At 70.4% G+C, this 15,145-nt stretch carries 18 protein-coding genes, 1 tRNA gene and 1 riboswitch; of the genes, 6 read left to right on the top strand and 13 right to left on the bottom strand.

The window, feature by feature from the left end:
• The first annotated feature begins 68 nt into the window (after positions 1 to 68).
• The 3 genes from ACIGXE_RS00585 to ACIGXE_RS00575 all read left to right on the top strand — a co-directional run bounded on the left by ACIGXE_RS00585 (position 69) and on the right by ACIGXE_RS00575 (position 1,625).
• Positions 69 to 701 carry an HNH endonuclease gene (locus ACIGXE_RS00585; protein WP_399740835.1) on the top strand — a complete coding sequence of 211 codons (633 nt, stop codon included), beginning with the start codon at positions 69 to 71 and terminating at the stop codon, positions 699 to 701.
• Complete coding sequence (locus ACIGXE_RS00580; protein ID WP_399740832.1) at positions 698 to 1,570, top strand: HNH endonuclease; 873 nt, start codon at positions 698 to 700, stop codon at positions 1,568 to 1,570. The genes ACIGXE_RS00585 and ACIGXE_RS00580 overlap by 4 nt, the downstream gene beginning before the upstream one ends.
• A tRNA-Leu gene (locus tag ACIGXE_RS00575) sits at positions 1,547 to 1,625 on the top strand. The genes ACIGXE_RS00580 and ACIGXE_RS00575 overlap by 24 nt, the downstream gene beginning before the upstream one ends.
• Before the next feature lie 45 nt (positions 1,626 to 1,670).
• Here the strand turns inward: ACIGXE_RS00575 and rdgB are convergent.
• The 4 genes from rdgB to ACIGXE_RS00555 form a co-directional block, all read right to left on the bottom strand.
• Positions 1,671 to 2,273, bottom strand: coding sequence for an RdgB/HAM1 family non-canonical purine NTP pyrophosphatase (gene rdgB / locus ACIGXE_RS00570; protein ID WP_399740829.1), 603 nt, complete (start codon positions 2,271 to 2,273; stop codon positions 1,671 to 1,673).
• A gap of 40 nt (positions 2,274 to 2,313) precedes the next feature.
• A complete protein-coding gene (locus ACIGXE_RS00565) occupies positions 2,314 to 2,700 on the bottom strand; it encodes a hypothetical protein (protein WP_399740825.1) in 387 nt (128 codons plus the stop codon).
• A 91-nt stretch (positions 2,701 to 2,791) separates the two neighbouring features.
• Positions 2,792 to 3,523 (bottom strand): ribonuclease PH, encoded by a 732-nt coding sequence (gene rph / locus ACIGXE_RS00560; protein ID WP_399740822.1) that lies wholly within the window; start codon positions 3,521 to 3,523, stop codon positions 2,792 to 2,794.
• A gap of 76 nt (positions 3,524 to 3,599) precedes the next feature.
• Complete coding sequence (locus ACIGXE_RS00555; RefSeq protein ID WP_290110624.1) at positions 3,600 to 3,833, bottom strand: PTS glucose/sucrose transporter subunit IIB; 234 nt, start codon at positions 3,831 to 3,833, stop codon at positions 3,600 to 3,602.
• Between the two features lie 227 nt (positions 3,834 to 4,060).
• Here ACIGXE_RS00555 and ACIGXE_RS00550 point away from each other — a divergent pair, with 227 nt between their 5' ends.
• Positions 4,061 to 5,362 carry a PTS transporter subunit EIIC gene (locus ACIGXE_RS00550; RefSeq protein WP_399740819.1) on the top strand — a complete coding sequence of 434 codons (1,302 nt, stop codon included), beginning with the start codon at positions 4,061 to 4,063 and terminating at the stop codon, positions 5,360 to 5,362.
• Between the two features lie 238 nt (positions 5,363 to 5,600).
• Complete coding sequence (locus ACIGXE_RS00545; protein WP_399740816.1) at positions 5,601 to 6,866, top strand: PTS transporter subunit EIIC; 1,266 nt, start codon at positions 5,601 to 5,603, stop codon at positions 6,864 to 6,866.
• A 240-nt stretch (positions 6,867 to 7,106) separates the two neighbouring features.
• Here the strand turns inward: ACIGXE_RS00545 and ACIGXE_RS00540 are convergent, their stop codons facing one another.
• Positions 7,107 to 7,859 carry an MBL fold metallo-hydrolase gene (locus tag ACIGXE_RS00540; RefSeq protein WP_399740813.1) on the bottom strand — a complete coding sequence of 251 codons (753 nt, stop codon included), beginning with the start codon at positions 7,857 to 7,859 and terminating at the stop codon, positions 7,107 to 7,109.
• Between the two features lie 200 nt (positions 7,860 to 8,059).
• On the opposite strand from ACIGXE_RS00540, the gene ACIGXE_RS00535 reads away from it, so the two are divergent.
• Entirely contained in the window at positions 8,060 to 8,545 is a 486-nt protein-coding gene (locus tag ACIGXE_RS00535; RefSeq protein ID WP_399740810.1) for a type II toxin-antitoxin system PemK/MazF family toxin, read from the top strand.
• A 53-nt stretch (positions 8,546 to 8,598) separates the two neighbouring features.
• Here the strand turns inward: ACIGXE_RS00535 and ACIGXE_RS00530 are convergent, their stop codons facing one another.
• The 8 genes from ACIGXE_RS00530 to ACIGXE_RS00495 form a co-directional block, all read right to left on the bottom strand.
• Complete coding sequence (locus ACIGXE_RS00530) at positions 8,599 to 9,549, bottom strand: PLP-dependent cysteine synthase family protein (protein WP_399740807.1); 951 nt, start codon at positions 9,547 to 9,549, stop codon at positions 8,599 to 8,601.
• Positions 9,550 to 9,563: 14 nt separating this feature from the next.
• Positions 9,564 to 9,842, bottom strand: a complete 279-nt coding sequence (locus ACIGXE_RS00525; protein WP_399740804.1) for a MoaD/ThiS family protein — start codon at positions 9,840 to 9,842, stop codon at positions 9,564 to 9,566.
• A 94-nt stretch (positions 9,843 to 9,936) separates the two neighbouring features.
• Complete coding sequence (locus tag ACIGXE_RS00520; protein WP_365339594.1) at positions 9,937 to 10,053, bottom strand: putative leader peptide; 117 nt, start codon at positions 10,051 to 10,053, stop codon at positions 9,937 to 9,939.
• 44 nt (positions 10,054 to 10,097) lie between these two features.
• Positions 10,098 to 10,895 carry an ABC transporter ATP-binding protein gene (locus tag ACIGXE_RS00515; RefSeq protein ID WP_399740800.1) on the bottom strand — a complete coding sequence of 266 codons (798 nt, stop codon included), beginning with the start codon at positions 10,893 to 10,895 and terminating at the stop codon, positions 10,098 to 10,100.
• Positions 10,892 to 11,911 carry a FecCD family ABC transporter permease gene (locus tag ACIGXE_RS00510; RefSeq protein WP_399740798.1) on the bottom strand — a complete coding sequence of 340 codons (1,020 nt, stop codon included), beginning with the start codon at positions 11,909 to 11,911 and terminating at the stop codon, positions 10,892 to 10,894. The genes ACIGXE_RS00515 and ACIGXE_RS00510 overlap by 4 nt, the downstream gene beginning before the upstream one ends.
• Positions 11,908 to 12,876 carry an ABC transporter substrate-binding protein gene (locus ACIGXE_RS00505; RefSeq protein ID WP_399740795.1) on the bottom strand — a complete coding sequence of 323 codons (969 nt, stop codon included), beginning with the start codon at positions 12,874 to 12,876 and terminating at the stop codon, positions 11,908 to 11,910. The genes ACIGXE_RS00510 and ACIGXE_RS00505 overlap by 4 nt, the downstream gene beginning before the upstream one ends.
• A gap of 42 nt (positions 12,877 to 12,918) precedes the next feature.
• Positions 12,919 to 13,060, bottom strand: a riboswitch (cobalamin riboswitch).
• 1 nt (position 13,061) lies between these two features.
• Positions 13,062 to 13,487: a Mov34/MPN/PAD-1 family protein gene (locus ACIGXE_RS00500; protein WP_399740792.1), complete on the bottom strand. Its 426-nt coding sequence runs from the start codon at positions 13,485 to 13,487 to the stop codon at positions 13,062 to 13,064.
• 76 nt (positions 13,488 to 13,563) lie between these two features.
• Positions 13,564 to 15,000, bottom strand: coding sequence for an amino acid permease (locus ACIGXE_RS00495; RefSeq protein ID WP_399740789.1), 1,437 nt, complete (start codon positions 14,998 to 15,000; stop codon positions 13,564 to 13,566).
• Positions 15,001 to 15,145 lie beyond the last annotated feature (145 nt).

Genomic DNA, 15,145 nt, shown 5'->3' with positions numbered 1-15,145 from the left:
GCGATATGACGTGACCGTCCGATATTCGGGTCGTTGGTCCGTGCGAGATCCGTACAAGGAGGGGATCCATGGGGACGAGCCCGTACACGAAGGACCGCCTGGAGGCGGCGGCCCGCGGGGCGCGGACGCTGTCGGAGGCACTGGAACGGCTCGGGGTGGACCCGCGGAGTTCTACGCGGCGGTACGTGGCGGAGAGGATGCGAAGGCTGGGGGTGGACACCTCGCACTTCGAACGGGAGGGGGTGCGGTGGACGCGGGAGGTACTGGAAGCCGCCGTGGCCGCGTCCACGAGCGTCCAGGGAGTACTGCGCCACTTGGGTATCGACACGGTCGGCGGACACCACACGCACATCAGCCGACGTCTCGCCGCGCTAGGCATCGACACGGCTCATTTCACACCCGCACGGCGGGGGCGCCCACAGCTCTCCCGCGGAACACCGCTCCGGCACGGTGCCCCAGCAGACGGAAGGGTTCCAGGGCAGCGCCTTCGGCGCCACCTTCTCCTCCGCGGGGTCGAGGAACGCTGCGCGGAGTGCGGGACGGGGCTGGAGTGGAACGGGAAGCCCCTGCAACTCGAAGTGGACCACATCAGCGCGGAGTGGTGGGACAACCGACCGGAGAACCTCCGGTTCCTGTGCCCCAACTGCCACTCCGTGACGGACACTTACCGAGGCCGCCGTAAGCGGAGGGGCGGGGAATGACCACACAGGACTACTCCCGCGATCTCCTCACCCGGACCGCTGCGGTGTCCACGAGCATGCTCGACCTGATGCGCAGACTGAATGCCCCCTTGGCCAGCGGCCCGCGTGGGTACTTGAACAGACGGCTCAGGCACTACGGCATCGACATCTCGCACTTCCAGGAGGAGAGCCTGCCCGAGCGGCCGCGCCGCTCCTACACGAAAGAGGTGCTGGCGGAGGCTGCCGCCCACTCGCACAGCATCCGCGAAATGATCGAGTTCATGGGGTACTCGCCGCGTGACTGCCCCTACGGACACATCCGCAAGAAGCTCGATCAATTCGGTATCGACACGTCTCACTTCCGCAGCGGACGAAGGTACGGCGCCGAACTCCCCCCGCGCGACGAGCTCGTCCGCGCGGCAGCGTGCTCGCAAAGCCTCGCTGGTGTGTTGAAGCAGCTCGGCATGCCCGACAACGGTGCATCCCGGACTCGCGTGAAGCGGGCCATGGCTGCCTATGACATCTCCTGCCAGCACTTCGTCGGACAGGCCCATCGACGGGGCGTCCCGTCCCAGAGCCGCAAGACGGCGGCCGAGATCCTTGTCCGCCGGGAGCCGGGCTCTCATCGCGCCAAGACCGCACAACTGCGTCGCGCGCTGGACGAGCTGGGCGTTCCGCACATCTGCCAGGCGTGCGGCATCGGCGACAGCTGGCAAGGCAGGCGCCTCATCCTCGAGATCGACCACACCAACGGCGATCGCCTCGACAACCGCGCCGAGAACCTGCGGTACCTGTGCCCCTCGTGCCACAGCCAGACTGGCACCTTCTCGAACCGTGGTGGCCGCGCGCAGTACAGTGGGCGCCGAGGGTCCGTACCCCAGCTGGCCTAGAGGGCGCCGGTTTAGGTCCGGTGTGTCGTGGGTTCGAGTCCCACCGGGCCCACCATCACAGGGCGCGCCCCCGTCAGGGTGGCGCGCCCTGGTGCATGCCTCAGCCCAACAGCTCCCTGACCACCGGTACCAGCGCCCGGAACGCCTTGCCGCGGTGGCTGATGGCGTTCTTCTGGGCCGGGGTCAGTTCGGCGCAGGTCACGTCGTAGCCCTCCGGCTGGAGGATCGGGTCGTAGCCGAAGCCGTTGGTGCCGACGGGCTCGTGGCGCAGGGTGCCGGGCATGCGGCCCTCGACCACCCGCTCGGTGCCGTCGGGCAGGGCGAGGGCGGCCGCGCAGGCGAAGTGGGCGCCGCGGTGGGCGTCGTCGATGTCGGAGAGCTGGGCGAGCAGCAGGTTCAGGTTGGCCTTGTCGTCGCCGTGGGAGCCGGCCCAGCGGGCGGAGAAGATGCCGGGGGCGCCGTGGAGGACGTCGACGCAGAGGCCGGAGTCGTCGGCGACGGCGGGCAGGCCGGTGGCCTGGGCGAGGGCGTGGGCCTTGAGCAGGGCGTTCTCGGCGAAGGTGACGCCGGTTTCCTTGACGTCGGGGATCTCGGGGTACGCGTCCGCGCCGACGAGTTCGAGGTCGAGGCCTGCGTCGGCGAGGATCGCGTGGAGTTCGGTGATCTTGCCCGCGTTGCGGGTGGCGAGGATCAGACGGGTCATGGCCCGATTATCCGGGCCCCGCGCGGGGGCTGGTGACCGCTCAGCCCGGGGTGCAGACCTTGCCCACCTCGGCGGCCGCGTCGGTGATCGGCGTGATGTCCGGCGTGGTGTCGCCGTTCTTCACCGCGGCGCGGACGGAGTCGACGCCCTTGTTGAGGTCGTCGACGGCCTTGGAGAGGTCGGCGTTGTCCGTCGTGTTCTTGAGGTTGCCGAGCTCGGTGTCGATGCTGTTGAGGGCCTCTTCGATCTGGGTGGGGTCGTTGGAGGCGTTGGAGACGGCCTGCTGGAGGTTGCTGACCGAGGTCGCTATGGCGTCGGCGGTCTTGACGCAGTCCATGGCCTTGTCGAGCGCTCCGCAGCCGGTCAGGCCGGTGACGGTGACGGCGGCCGTGGCGACGGCGAGTGCTATGGAGCGGCGGCGCTTCAAGGGTCGGGTCCTCCCCCTCGTATGTACGAACTCGTGGACGGGGCGCACGGTTCGACCCGTGCGCCCGTATGCCCAAGGACGCCGCAGTCTGTCAGAGAGTTCCCTCGAGCGTCTTGCGCTGGATCTCGGCGAGCTCGGCGCAGCCGCCGGAGGCGAGGTCGAGGAGGGCGTTGAGCTCCTTGCGGTCGAAGGGCTCGGCCTCGGCGGTGCCCTGGACCTCGACGAAGCGGCCGTCGCCGGTGCAGACGACGTTCATGTCGGTCTCGGCGCGCACGTCCTCCTCGTAGCAGAGGTCGAGGAGCGGGGTGCCGTCGACGATGCCGACGGAGACGGCGGCGACGGTGCCGGTGAGCGGCTTGCGGCCGGCCTTGACCAGCTTCTTGCCCTGGGCCCAGGCGACGGCGTCGGCGAGGGCGACGTAGGCGCCGGTGATGGCGGCGGTGCGGGTGCCGCCGTCGGCCTGGAGGACGTCGCAGTCGAGGACGATGGTGTTCTCGCCGAGCGCCTTGTAGTCGATGACGGCGCGCAGGGAGCGTCCGATGAGGCGGGAGATCTCGTGGGTGCGGCCGCCGATCTTGCCGCGGACGGACTCGCGGTCGCCGCGGGTGTTGGTGGAGCGGGGGAGCATCGAGTACTCGCCGGTGACCCAGCCCTCGCCGCTGCCCTTGCGCCAGCGCGGGACGCCTTCGGTGACGGAGGCGGTGCAGAAGACCTTGGTGTCGCCGAAGGAGATGAGGACGGAGCCCTCGGCGTGCTTGCTCCAGCCGCGTTCGATGGTGACGGGGCGGAGCTGTTCGGGGGTACGGCCGTCGATTCGAGACATGCCACGAGCGTAGCCCCATGACGGAGGGGCCCGTTCCCCTGCCGGAACGGGCCCCTCGTCGGCTGGTGTCAGCCGCTCACATCATGTCTTCGATCTCGGCGGCGATCGGGTCGGCGTCGGTGCCGATGACGACCTGGATCGCGGTGCCCATCTTCACGACGCCGTGGGCGCCTGCGGCCTTCAGGGCGGCCTCGTCGACCAGGGCGGGGTCGTTGACCTCGGTGCGGAGGCGGGTGATGCAGCCCTCGACCTCTTCGATGTTGTCGATGCCACCGAGCCCGGCGACGATCTTCTCAGCCTTGCTGGCCATGTGTTTCTCCCTGTCCGTTCCGTCCGAAGACGTGTGAAGAACGTGAGTCTCGGCGCACCCTTGGTCCGCTTTGTCACGGTAGCCCACGGTTGGCCCAACCTCGCGAGCGGATGCCGCCGTTCTGCCGAATGATGACGATCACCGGCGGCCTGCCCTGAGCGACCTCCGGGAGCCTATCGCAACTGGTCTACACCAGTATGCATCCGCAGCACCCAGGGAGGACGCCGATGAGTAGCGCGAGTGCCGCAGCCGGGCCGAAGAAGTCGGTGTGGGGCGGCTTCTTCCAGGGACTGCAGAAGATGGGCCGCAGTCTCCAGCTGCCGATCGCCGTGCTCCCGGCGGCCGGCATCATCGGCCGGCTCGGCCAGCCGGACGTGTTCGGCGCCGACGGCCTCGGCTGGGACAACGTCGCCAAGGTGATGGCGGGGGCCGGCGGGGCGCTGCTGGACGGCAGCCTGGGTCTGCCGCTGCTGTTCTGCATCGGCGTGGCGATCGGCATGGCGAAGAAGGCGGACGGCTCGACGGCACTGGCCGCGGTGGTCGGCTTCCTCGTCTACTACAACGTGCTGCGCCAGTTCCCGAAGGACTGCCCGACGGGCACGAAGGACATCGGCGGCGGCTGCCTCGGCACGGACGACTCCTTCGCCGGCTACACGTACCAGAACCCCGGCGTCTTCGGGGGCATCGTGATGGGCCTGTTGGCGGCCTACCTCTGGCAGCGGTACCACCGTACGAAGCTGGTCGACTGGCTGGGCTTCTTCAACGGCCGCCGGCTCGTCCCGATCATCATGGCCTTCGTCGGCATCGCCTTCGCCTCGCTGTGCCTGTGGGTCTGGCCGCCCATCGGCGACGGCCTGGAGAGCTTCAGCGACTGGCTGGTCGGGCTCGGCTCCTGGGGGTCGGGCATCTTCGGGGTGGCGAACCGCGCGCTGCTCGTGGTGGGCCTGCACCAGTTCCTCAACGTGCCGATCTGGTTCCAGTTCGGCTCGTACACCAAGCCGGACGGCACGGTGGTGCACGGCGACATCACCATGTTCCTCTCGGGCGACCCGAACGCCGGCCAGTTCACCACCGGCTTCTTCCCGATCATGATGTTCGCCCTGCCGGCGGCGGCCCTGGCGATCACCCACTGCGCCCGGCCGCACCGGCGCAAGGAGGTCGGCGGCATGATGCTCTCGGTCGCGCTGACCTCGTTCGTCACCGGGATCACCGAGCCGATCGAGTACTCGTTCCTCTTCATCGCGCCGGCGCTGTACGCGATCCACGCCGTGCTGACCGGTGTCTCGATGGCGGTCTCGTGGGCCTTCGGGGTCAAGGACGGCTTCAGCTTCTCGGCGGGCCTGATCGACTACGTGATCAACTGGAACCTCGCGACGAAGCCGTGGCTGATCATCCCGATCGGTCTGGCGTTCGCCCTCGTCTATTACGTGCTCTTCCGCATCGCGATCACCAAGTTCGACCTCCCGACTCCGGGCCGCGAGCCGGAGGAGGTGGAGAAGGAGATCGAGCAGGACGTCACGAAGGCGTAGGCCCCGCTCGCACAGGCCCTCGGACCCCCCGGTCCGAGGGCCTTTTGTCGCGCCCTGCCCGGCTATGGCTCAGCGCACAGAATTCACAGGTTCCTTATCTAAGTCTCACGTGCTACAACAGGTCTACACCACTCAATGGTGTAGACCACGCGGTCCAGACCACCGCGTTCCCCCGAGACGTCGCCGTCACCCCCTTTCACTGTCCTCTGGCGGCGCCTTGTCCAACTGGAGGAAGTTGATGAGTACGGCCACCGCCCAGGCCGCCGCTCCCGCGAAGAAGCGCGGATCCGGCCTGTTCCAGGGCCTGCAGAAGGTCGGTCGCAGCCTGCAGCTGCCGATCGCCGTACTGCCGGCCGCGGGTATCTTGCTCCGTCTCGGCCAGCCCGACGTCTTCGGCGCCGACGGTCTCGGATGGGACAAGGTCGCCTCCGTGTTCGCCACCGCCGGTGGCGCCGTCTTCGACAACCTGCCGCTGCTCTTCTGCATCGGCGTGGCCATCGGCTTCGCGAAGAAGGCCGACGGCTCCACGGCCCTCGCCGCCCTCGTCGGCTTCCTGGTCTACAGCAACGTGCTGAAGGCCTTCCCGGTCACCGAGGCCGTCGTCAACACGACCGCCAACAAGGGTGTCGACGTCGCCGCGACGTACAACAACCCGGGCGTCCTCGGCGGCATCCTGATGGGTCTGCTGTCCGCGGTGCTGTGGCAGAAGTTCCACCGCACCAAGCTGGTCGACTGGCTCGGCTTCTTCAACGGCCGCCGGCTCGTCCCGATCATCATGGCCTTCGTCGGCACCGCCGTCGGTGTCTTCTTCGGCCTGGTCTGGGAGCCGATCGGTGAGGGCATCTCCAGCTTCGGCGAGTGGATGACCGGCCTCGGCGCCGGTGGCGCCGGTCTCTTCGGTCTGATCAACCGCGCGCTGATCCCGGTCGGCATGCACCAGTTCGTGAACTCGGTGGCCTGGTTCCAGATCGGCGACTTCACCAACGCCGCCGGCGACGTCGTCCACGGCGACCTCAGCCGCTTCTTCGCCGGTGACGCGACCGCCGGCCAGTTCATGTCGGGCTTCTTCCCGATCATGATGTTCGGTCTCCCGGCCGCCGCCCTGGCCATCGCGCACGCCGCCCGCCCCGAGCGCCGCAAGGCCGTCCTCGGCATGATGCTCTCGCTCGCGCTGACCTCCTTCGTCACCGGCATCACCGAGCCGATCGAGTTCACCTTCATGTTCATCGCGCCGGTCCTCTACGGGATCCACGCGGTCCTGACCGCCGTCTCGATGGCCGTCACCTGGGCGCTCGGCGTCCACGCCGGCTTCACCTTCTCCGCCGGCGGCATCGACTACCTGCTCAACTGGAACCTGGCGACGAAGCCGTGGCTGATCATTCCGATCGGCCTCGTGTTCGCGGCGATCTACTACGTGGTCTTCCGCTTCGCCATCGTCAAGTTCAACCTCCCGACCCCGGGCCGCGAGCCCGAGGAGGAGATCGAGGACCTCACCAAGGCGTGAGCCTCCGCCGCACGACGTGGAAGTCCCCCGGAACCGGCTGGTTCCGGGGGACTTCCCGTCTCCGGGCACTTCCCGCCTCCGGGGGACTTCCCGTCTCCGGGGCATTTCGCGCCTCCGGGGCACTTCCGTCTCCGGGGCACTTCCGTCTCCGGGGCACTTCCGTCTCCGCGGGACTTCCCGTCTCGGGTCACGTCCTCGTTCCGGGGACCTCCCCGGCTCAGGCCTCGTGGACCACGCCCGTCAGACCTCGTAGACCGCGCCCGCCCGTGCCAGCTCCGTCGGCCCCCCGAACACCTCGCGGGCGTCCGCCAGGTTGCGTTCGCCGTCCGTCCACGGCGGGATGTGGGTGAGGACGAGACGCCCGACGCCGGCCCGGGCGGCCTGGGCGCCGGCCTCGCGGCCGTTGAGGTGGAGGGCCGGAATGTCCTCCTTGCCGTGGGTGAAGGACGCCTCGCAGAGGAACAGGTCCGCCCCCGCCGCCAGGTCGTGGAGCGCGTCGCAGACGCCGGTGTCGCCCGAATAGGTCAGCGTGCGGCCGCCGTGCTCGATCCGGATGCCGAACGCCTCGACCGGGTGGCGCACCTTCTCCGTACGGACGGTGAAGGGACCCACCTCGAAGGTGTTGGACTTCAGGGGCTGGAAGTCGAACACCTCGCCCATCGCGCCCTCCGGCGGCGTGTCCCCGTACGCCGTGGTCAGCCGCTGCTCGGCGCCCTCCGGTGCGAAGACCGGGATCGCCCCGCAGCGGCCGCCCTCGTGGCGGTAGTAGCGGGCGACGAAGTAGACGCACATGTCGATGCAGTGGTCGGCGTGCAGATGGCTGAGGAAGATCGCGTCGAGGTCGTACAGACCGATGTGGCGCTGCAGCTCGCCGAGGGCGCCGTTGCCCATGTCGAGGAGCAGCCGGAAGCCGTCGGCCTCTACGAGGTAGCTCGAGCAGGCCGATTCCGCGGACGGGAACGACCCGGAGCAGCCGACGACGGTGAGCTTCATGGAGCGTGAACCTCCGAAGACGGGTGCGGAAAGCGCGCTGAGAGGGGAGGTCGTGCGGTCTGTCGAGCGTACGGCGCGTCGCCCTCCGTCGCTCCTCCGTGGCGGCCCGTTGTGGGCGAACTCACGGGCTCTGTCACCGGTTCGGATGGATGGCGGGCCTTCGCGGCACGGTGGGGGGCGCGACGGTACGGTCTTGAGGTATGGACACGTCGTGGTGGCCCGCGCTCGTCGCGGTCGTGGTGATCGCGCTCGTCGTGGCGCTCGCCTGGGGGTCCCCCGGGACGAGGTCGGGCGGAGGGTGGCGGCGCTCGGACCGCCGCCCCGCGGGCCGGACCCGGCCGCCCGCCCGGCCGGCCGCGCCGGGCAAGGCGCCGGAGCGGCTGCCGCGGGCGGGCGAGATCTGGTGGGCGGACGTGCCGTACGAGGACGGGCCTGGCTCGAAGGACCGGCCGTGCCTGGTCCTGGCCCTGCGCGGGGAGAACGCGCTGGTCGCCAAGATCACCAGCAGGTACCACGACGAACGGCCGGGGGTGATCCCGCTCCCGCCCGGTTCGGTGGGCGACGCCCAGGGGCGGCCCAGCTTCCTGGAGACGGACGAGCTGAGGGACGTCCCGGTGTGGGAGTTCCGCCGCAGAGTGGGAACGGCGGACCCGGTCGTCTGGGACCAGGTCCGCCATCTGACCTAGGGCGTTTCCTTCGGATCAGGCCGGGCTCGCGCCGGCGGTCCGGGGACGCGGGGCTATGCCCAGAGCTGGCCCTGGACCGTCTCGATCGCCTCTTCCGTCGTCCTGGCCGTGTAGAGGCCCGTCGACAGGTACTTCCAGCCGCCGTCCGCGACGACGAAGACGATGTCGGCGCTCTCGCCCGCCTTGACCGCCTTCTTGCCGACGCCGATGGCCGCGTGCAGGGCCGCGCCCGTCGAGACGCCGGCGAAGATGCCCTCCTGCTGGAGGAGTTCGCGGGTGCGGGTGACCGCGTCGGCGGAGCCGACGGAGAAGCGGGTGGTGAGGACGGAGGCGTCGTACAGCTCGGGGACGAAGCCCTCGTCCAGGTTGCGCAGGCCGTAGACCAGGTCGTCGTAGCGGGGCTCCGCGGCGACGATCTTGACGTCGGGCTTGTGCTCGCGCAGGTAGCGGCCGACGCCCATGAGGGTGCCGGTGGTGCCCAGGCCCGCCACGAAGTGGGTGACGGAGGGCAGGTCGGCGAGGATCTCGGGGCCGGTGGTGGCGTAGTGGGCGCCGGCGTTGTCCGGGTTGCCGTACTGGTAGAGCATCACCCAGTCCGGGTGCTGCTCGGAGAGCTCCTTGGCGACGCGTACGGCCGTGTTCGACCCGCCCGCGGCCGGCGAGGAGATGATCTCCGCGCCCCACATGGCGAGCAGCTGGCGGCGCTCTTCGCTGGTGTTCTCCGGCATGACGCACACGATGCGGTAGCCCTTGAGCCGGGCCGCCATGGCGAGCGAGATGCCGGTGTTGCCGCTGGTGGGCTCCAGGATGGTGCAGCCGGGGGTGAGCCGGCCGTCCTTCTCGGCCTGCTCGATCATGTGGAGCGCGGGGCGGTCCTTGACCGAGCCGGTGGGGTTGCGGTCCTCCAGCTTGGCCCAGATGCGGACGTCGTCCGACGGGGAGAGCCTGGGCAGCCGGACCAGCGGCGTGTTGCCGACCGCCGCGAGCGGGGAGTCGTAACGCATGGGGACCGGTCCGCTCAGACCATGCCGCCGGCGACGGCCGGCAGGATCGTGACGTTGTCGCCGTCGGTGAGCTTGGTCTCGATGCCCTCGAGGAAGCGCACGTCCTCGTCGTTCAGGTAGACGTTGACGAAGCGGCGCAGCTTGCCGCCGTCGACGATGCGGGCCTCGATCCCCGCGTGACGGGACTCCAGGTCGGCGAAGAGCTCGGCGAGGGTCTCGCCCTTGCCCTCGACGGCCTTGGCGCCGTCGGTGTACGTGCGGAGGATGGTCGGGATGCGGACCTCGATGGCCATGACGTGGGGCTCCTGTCGGAAGGGACGGAATGGGCGCGCGGCTCTGGCCCCCGCGCGAGGGGGGTCGTGCTGGGAATGCGCTCGGGCCGGTCGTTCAGAGCGCAGCGCGCGGCGTACACATCGCGCTGGCGAGGCGGCACAGGTCGACGTGCAGCCGCGCGACGAGCAGGGGTGTGCCCGGCGTCTCTTCGCTCACGTCGTGGGAAACCATGCGGTCATCGTATCGATTCCCGGTCCGGGTTCCGGAATGTGATCTCACATGACGGACAGATCGCGTTCGGCTGTCGGACGGTCCTCCGGGGCCGCGAGGTAGAGGACGAGCGGGCGACCGGTCCGCGGATGCGGGATGACCTCGGCTTCCACCCCGTAGACCTCGTGCAGGAGGGCCGCGGTGAGCACCTCGGCGGGCGCCCCCTCGGCGACGATCCGGCCGTCCGCCAGGACGTAGAGGCGGTCGCAGTAGGTCCCGGCGAGCGTGAGGTCGTGCAGGGCGAGGAGGTTGGCGGTGCCCAAGTGACGCACGAGCGAGAGGATCTCCAGCTGGTAGCGGATGTCCAGGTGGTTGGTGGGCTCGTCGAGGACGAGCAGCTCGGGCTCCTGGACGAGCGCGCGGGCGACCAGGGCGCGCTGCCGCTCCCCGCCGGAGAGGCCGGGGTACGGGCGCTCGGCGAGGTCCGCGATGCCGACCCGGGCCAGGGCCGCGTCCGCCCGGGCCAGGTCGGCCGCGCTGTCGCCCTGCCAGAAGCGCTTGTGCGGGGAGCGGCCGAGGGCCACGAGCTCGCGGACGGTCAGCTCGAACTCGGCGGCGCTCTCCTGCGGGACGGTCGCGACCCGGCGGGCCCGCGCCCGGGGCCCCATCGCGAGCAGGTCGGCGCCGTCGAGGAGGGCGCGGCCCGCGGTGGGCGCGAGGGTGCCGTAGACGCAGCGCAGCAGGGTGGTCTTGCCGCTGCCGTTGGGGCCGACGAGGCCGACGGTCTCGCCGGGACGCACCACGAGGTCGGCGGCGTGCAGCCGGTTCCGGTACGCCATCCCCTGGACGCGCAGTCCGGTCATGCCGTCACTCCTTCCGGGCGGCGGCGCATCAGCCAGAGGAAGAACGGGCCGCCGGTGAGCGCGGTGAGGACGCCGACGGGGATGTCCTGGGGCGCGGCGACGGTCCGGGCGGCGAGGTCGGCGAGGACCAGGGCGAGCGCGCCGCCGAGGGCGGCGACCGGGAGGAGCCGGCGGTGCGGTGCGCCGACGGCCGTGCGGGCGGCGTGCGGGACCATCAGGCCGACGAAGCCGACGGCGCCGCTGGCCGCGACCATGACGGCGGTGACCAGGGAGGCGAGGACGAAGACGACGGCGCGGAAGCGGGTGGTGTCCAGGCCGAGGACGGTGGCGCCCTCCTCGCCGACGAGCAGCAGGTCGAGCGGCCGGGCGAGGGTGAGCAGCAGGCCGATGCCGAGGGCGAGGACGGCGGCGGGCAGCAGGAGGCCGTCCCAGCGGGCGCTGCCGAGGCCGCCGAGGGACCAGAACAGCGCCTCCTGGAACTGCTCGGGCCGGCCCGCGACGACCATGAGCAGGGTGGTGAGCGCGGACAGGATGTAGGAGACGGCGACGCCGGCGAGCACGAGCCGGGCGCCGGTGAGGGTGCCGCCGCGCCGGGCGAGGGCGTAGACGAGGACGAGCGAGAGCAGGGCGCCGGCGAAGGCCCCGGCGGGCAGGGCGACGCCGGTGGAGACGCCGCCGGCCACGCCGAGGACCAGCACGCACACGGCGCCGGCGGAGGCCCCGGAGGAGATCCCGAGGAGGAAGGGGTCGGCGAGCCGGTTGCGGACGAGGGCCTGGAGGACGGCTCCGACGACGGCGAGCCCGGCGCCGACGATCGCGCCGAGCAGCACCCGGGGCAGTCGTACGTCGAGCACGATCGTCCGGTACGGGGAGGGCCCGGCCCGCCCGGTCAGGGCGTCGAGCACCTGGCCGGGCGGGACGCGGACGGAGCCGAGCGCGAGCGAGGCCACGACGGCCGCGGCGAGCGCCACGAGCAGCCCGGCGACCACGGCCGGGCAGCGCTTCGCCGGGGTCATCGCGCGGGGTGCAGCTGGGCGGCGAGCTTGCCGACGGCGGCGGGGGCCCGGACGCCGAGGACCGTGTCGGAGAGCGGCATGACGGCGAAGCGGCGGTTCTTGATCGCGGGGACCTCGCGCAGGGCGGGGTCGTCGAGGAGGCGCCGCTTCTTCTGTTCGACGGTGGTGGCGCCGTAGTCGTAGATCACGATGACCTCGGGCCCGCGGGCGACGACCTGTTCCCAGGTGGCGTCGCCGAAGGCCTTGTCGAGGTCGGCGAAGACGTTGCGGCCGCCGGCCCGGGTGATGATCTCGTTGCCGATGCCCTTGCCGCCGGCGGTGAACGCGGTCTTGTCGCCGCTGTCGTAGACGAAGACGGAGACGGGGGCGACGCCCCTGAGGGTCTTCTCGGCGGCGGCGACGGTGTTCTTCGCCGTGGCGACCCAGGCCGCGGCCCGGTCGGCGGCGCCGAAGGTGCGGCCGACCTCGTCGACCTCGCGGTAGAGGTCGGCCAGGGAGCCGCGGCCGCCGGGGCAGTACTCGGTGTTGAGCCGGGTGGCGATGCCGGAGCGCTCCAGGTCCGCCCGGCCGCGGCCGGCCGTGGGGTCGAAGGCGGAGGCGTATCCGCCGTAGACGAAGTCGGGGTTCGCGGCGAGCAGCGCCTCCTTGGAGGGGTACTCCTTCGCGAGCACGGGGACGGCGTCGTAGGCCCCGCGGTAGGCGGGGAGGATCGCGTCGTCCAGGTAGGCGGTGCCGACCAGGGACTTCTCCAGGCCGAGGGCGAGCATGACCTCGGTGACGTGCTGGTTCATGGTCACCGCGCGCCGCGGCGGGGCCTGGTAGGTGGTCGTCACGCCGCAGTTGGTGACGGTGTAGGGGAAGCCGGGCGCGGGCGCGGCCGCGGGTGGGGCGGCGGGGGCCGCGCAGGCGGCGAGCAGGGCGGTCAGTGCGACGGCGGGCAGCAGCGACGTACGGCGCCAGGGCATGACGGAACGATCCTCCTGACGGGGATCTCCGCGTCCCCGATCGGCGGTGGGAAGGCGGCAGGTCAGTTCCTGGCTTCCACCCCGGGAGGGATGGTCACAGTGGCGGGACCGTGCCGGATTCGCACCGGCTTCCTGGTTCCTGCCGCCCGTTGGTCGCGCTCAGTCTCGCATGATCATCCGCACGGTCACTCGTACGCCTCGACGACCTTGACCTCTTCCTCCGTCACGACGCCGTCGACGATCGTGTACGAGCGGAACTGGAAGGGGCCCGCGCCGTCGGTGTCGGCGGTGGAGACCAGGACGTAGTGGGCGTTCGGCTCGTTGGCGTAGGAGATGTCCGTACGGGACGGGTAGGCCTCGGTCGCCGTGTGCGAGTGGTAGACGATCACGGGCTCCTCGTCCCGGTCGTCCATGTCCCGGTAGAGCTTCAGCAGGTCGCCGGAGTCGAACTCGTAGAAGGTGGGCGAGCGCGCGGCGTTCAGCATGGGGATGAAGCGCTCGGGGCGGCCCGTGCCGACCGGTCCCGCGACCACGCCGCAGGCCTCGTCGGGGTGGTCCGCGCGGGAGTGTTCCACGATCTGGTCGTACAGGGCTCGGGTGATGGTCAGCATGCCGACAGGATAAGCAGACGGGCCGCCCCGTACCGAGGAGTGGTACGAGACGGCCCGAATGCCGAGACGGTGCTGGTCAGGAGCGCTTGGCGAAGGCGGCGCCCTCGGGGTTGCGGGCCTTGAGCACCAGGTAGGAGACGGCGAGGATCAGGCCCCAGACGGGCGCGCCGTACAGCGCGACCCGGTTGTCCTTGTCCATGCCCATGGTCACGACGACCATCCCGATGAAGGCCAGCGAGAAGACGCTGAACCAGATGCCGCCCGGCGCCTTGAACGAGGACTGCGGCAGCTCGCCGCGGTCGGCCCTGAGCCGGTAGCGGATCTGGCAGATCAGGATGACGATCCAGGCCCACATGCCGGAGATGGTGGCGAAGGAGACGACGTAGTTGAACGCCTCGCCGGGCCACTGGTAGTTGATCCAGACGCCGACCGTCATGAGCGCGGCCGAGACGGTGGTGCCGACCAGCGGGGTGCCGGACTTCGTGAGCTTGGTGAAGACCTTCGGGCCCTGACCGTTGAGCGCGAGGTCGCGCAGCATGCGGCCGGTGGAGTACATGCCCGAGTTGCAGGAGGACAGGGCCGCCGTCAGGACGACGAAGTTGACGATGGCGGCGCCGATGCCGAGGCCCATCTTCTCGAAGGCCGCGACGAACGGGCTGACGCCCGGCTTGAACGCGGTCCACGGGACGACCGACAGGATCATGATCAGCGCGCCGACGTAGAAGACGGCGATGCGCCACGGCACGGTGTTGATCGCCTTCGGCAGGACCGTCTTCGGGTCCTTCGACTCGCCCGCCGTCACGCCGACCAGCTCGACCGCGAGGAAGGCGAACATGACCATCTGCAGGGTCATCAGGGTCGAGAAGATGCCGTCCTTGCCGGCGAAGAAGCCGCCGAGGCTCCACAGGTGGGTGACCGAGGCGGTGTCGCCGGCGTCGGAGAAGCCCAGGGTGAGGATGCCGGCGCAGATCAGGATCATGCCGACGATGGCGGTGACCTTGACCATGGAGAACCAGAACTCCAGCTCACCGAAGAGCTTCACGGAGATCAGGTTGGCGCCGTAGAGGATCACGGTGAAGACGAGGGCGGACAGCCACTGCGGGATGTCCCACCAGTACGTCATGTAGGTGGCCGCGGCGGTGACTTCGGTGATGCCCGTGACGACCCAGAAGAGCCAGTACGTCCAACCGGTCACGAAGCCCGCGAACGGGCCGATGAACTCCCGTGCGTACTCCGAGAAGGAGCCCGAGACGGGGCGGTACATGAGGAGCTCGCCGAGCGCCCGCATGATGAAGAAGATGACGAGGCCCGCGACGGCGTACGCGAGGATCAGGCTGGGTCCCGCGATCGAGATGCCCTTGCCCGCGCCCAGGAAGAGGCCGGTGCCGATGGCTCCGCCGATCGCGATCATCTGGATCTGACGTGCGCCGAGTGCCCGGTGGTAGCCCTCGCCCGCCGTCGTGTCCGCGGCCTCGTCGCCGTCGTGCTGCGTGTCGACCTGCGCAGAGGTCATGGTGGTGCGCCTTTCTCCATGCTGATCCGCGCACCGGCCGGCTCGGCCGTCTGTGCTGCGGATCAGGTCCTGATCCCCCCGGATGTGGAATGGAGTGCCACCGGCGGTCAGCCGGTCGAAGCGCCCCCGGGGACAGGGGTGGCGT

The organism is Streptomyces sp. NPDC053431 (assembly GCF_044544925.1).
Taxonomy (GTDB): domain Bacteria; phylum Actinomycetota; class Actinomycetes; order Streptomycetales; family Streptomycetaceae; genus Streptomyces.
This window is presented reverse-complemented; position numbering and strand designations above follow the sequence as displayed.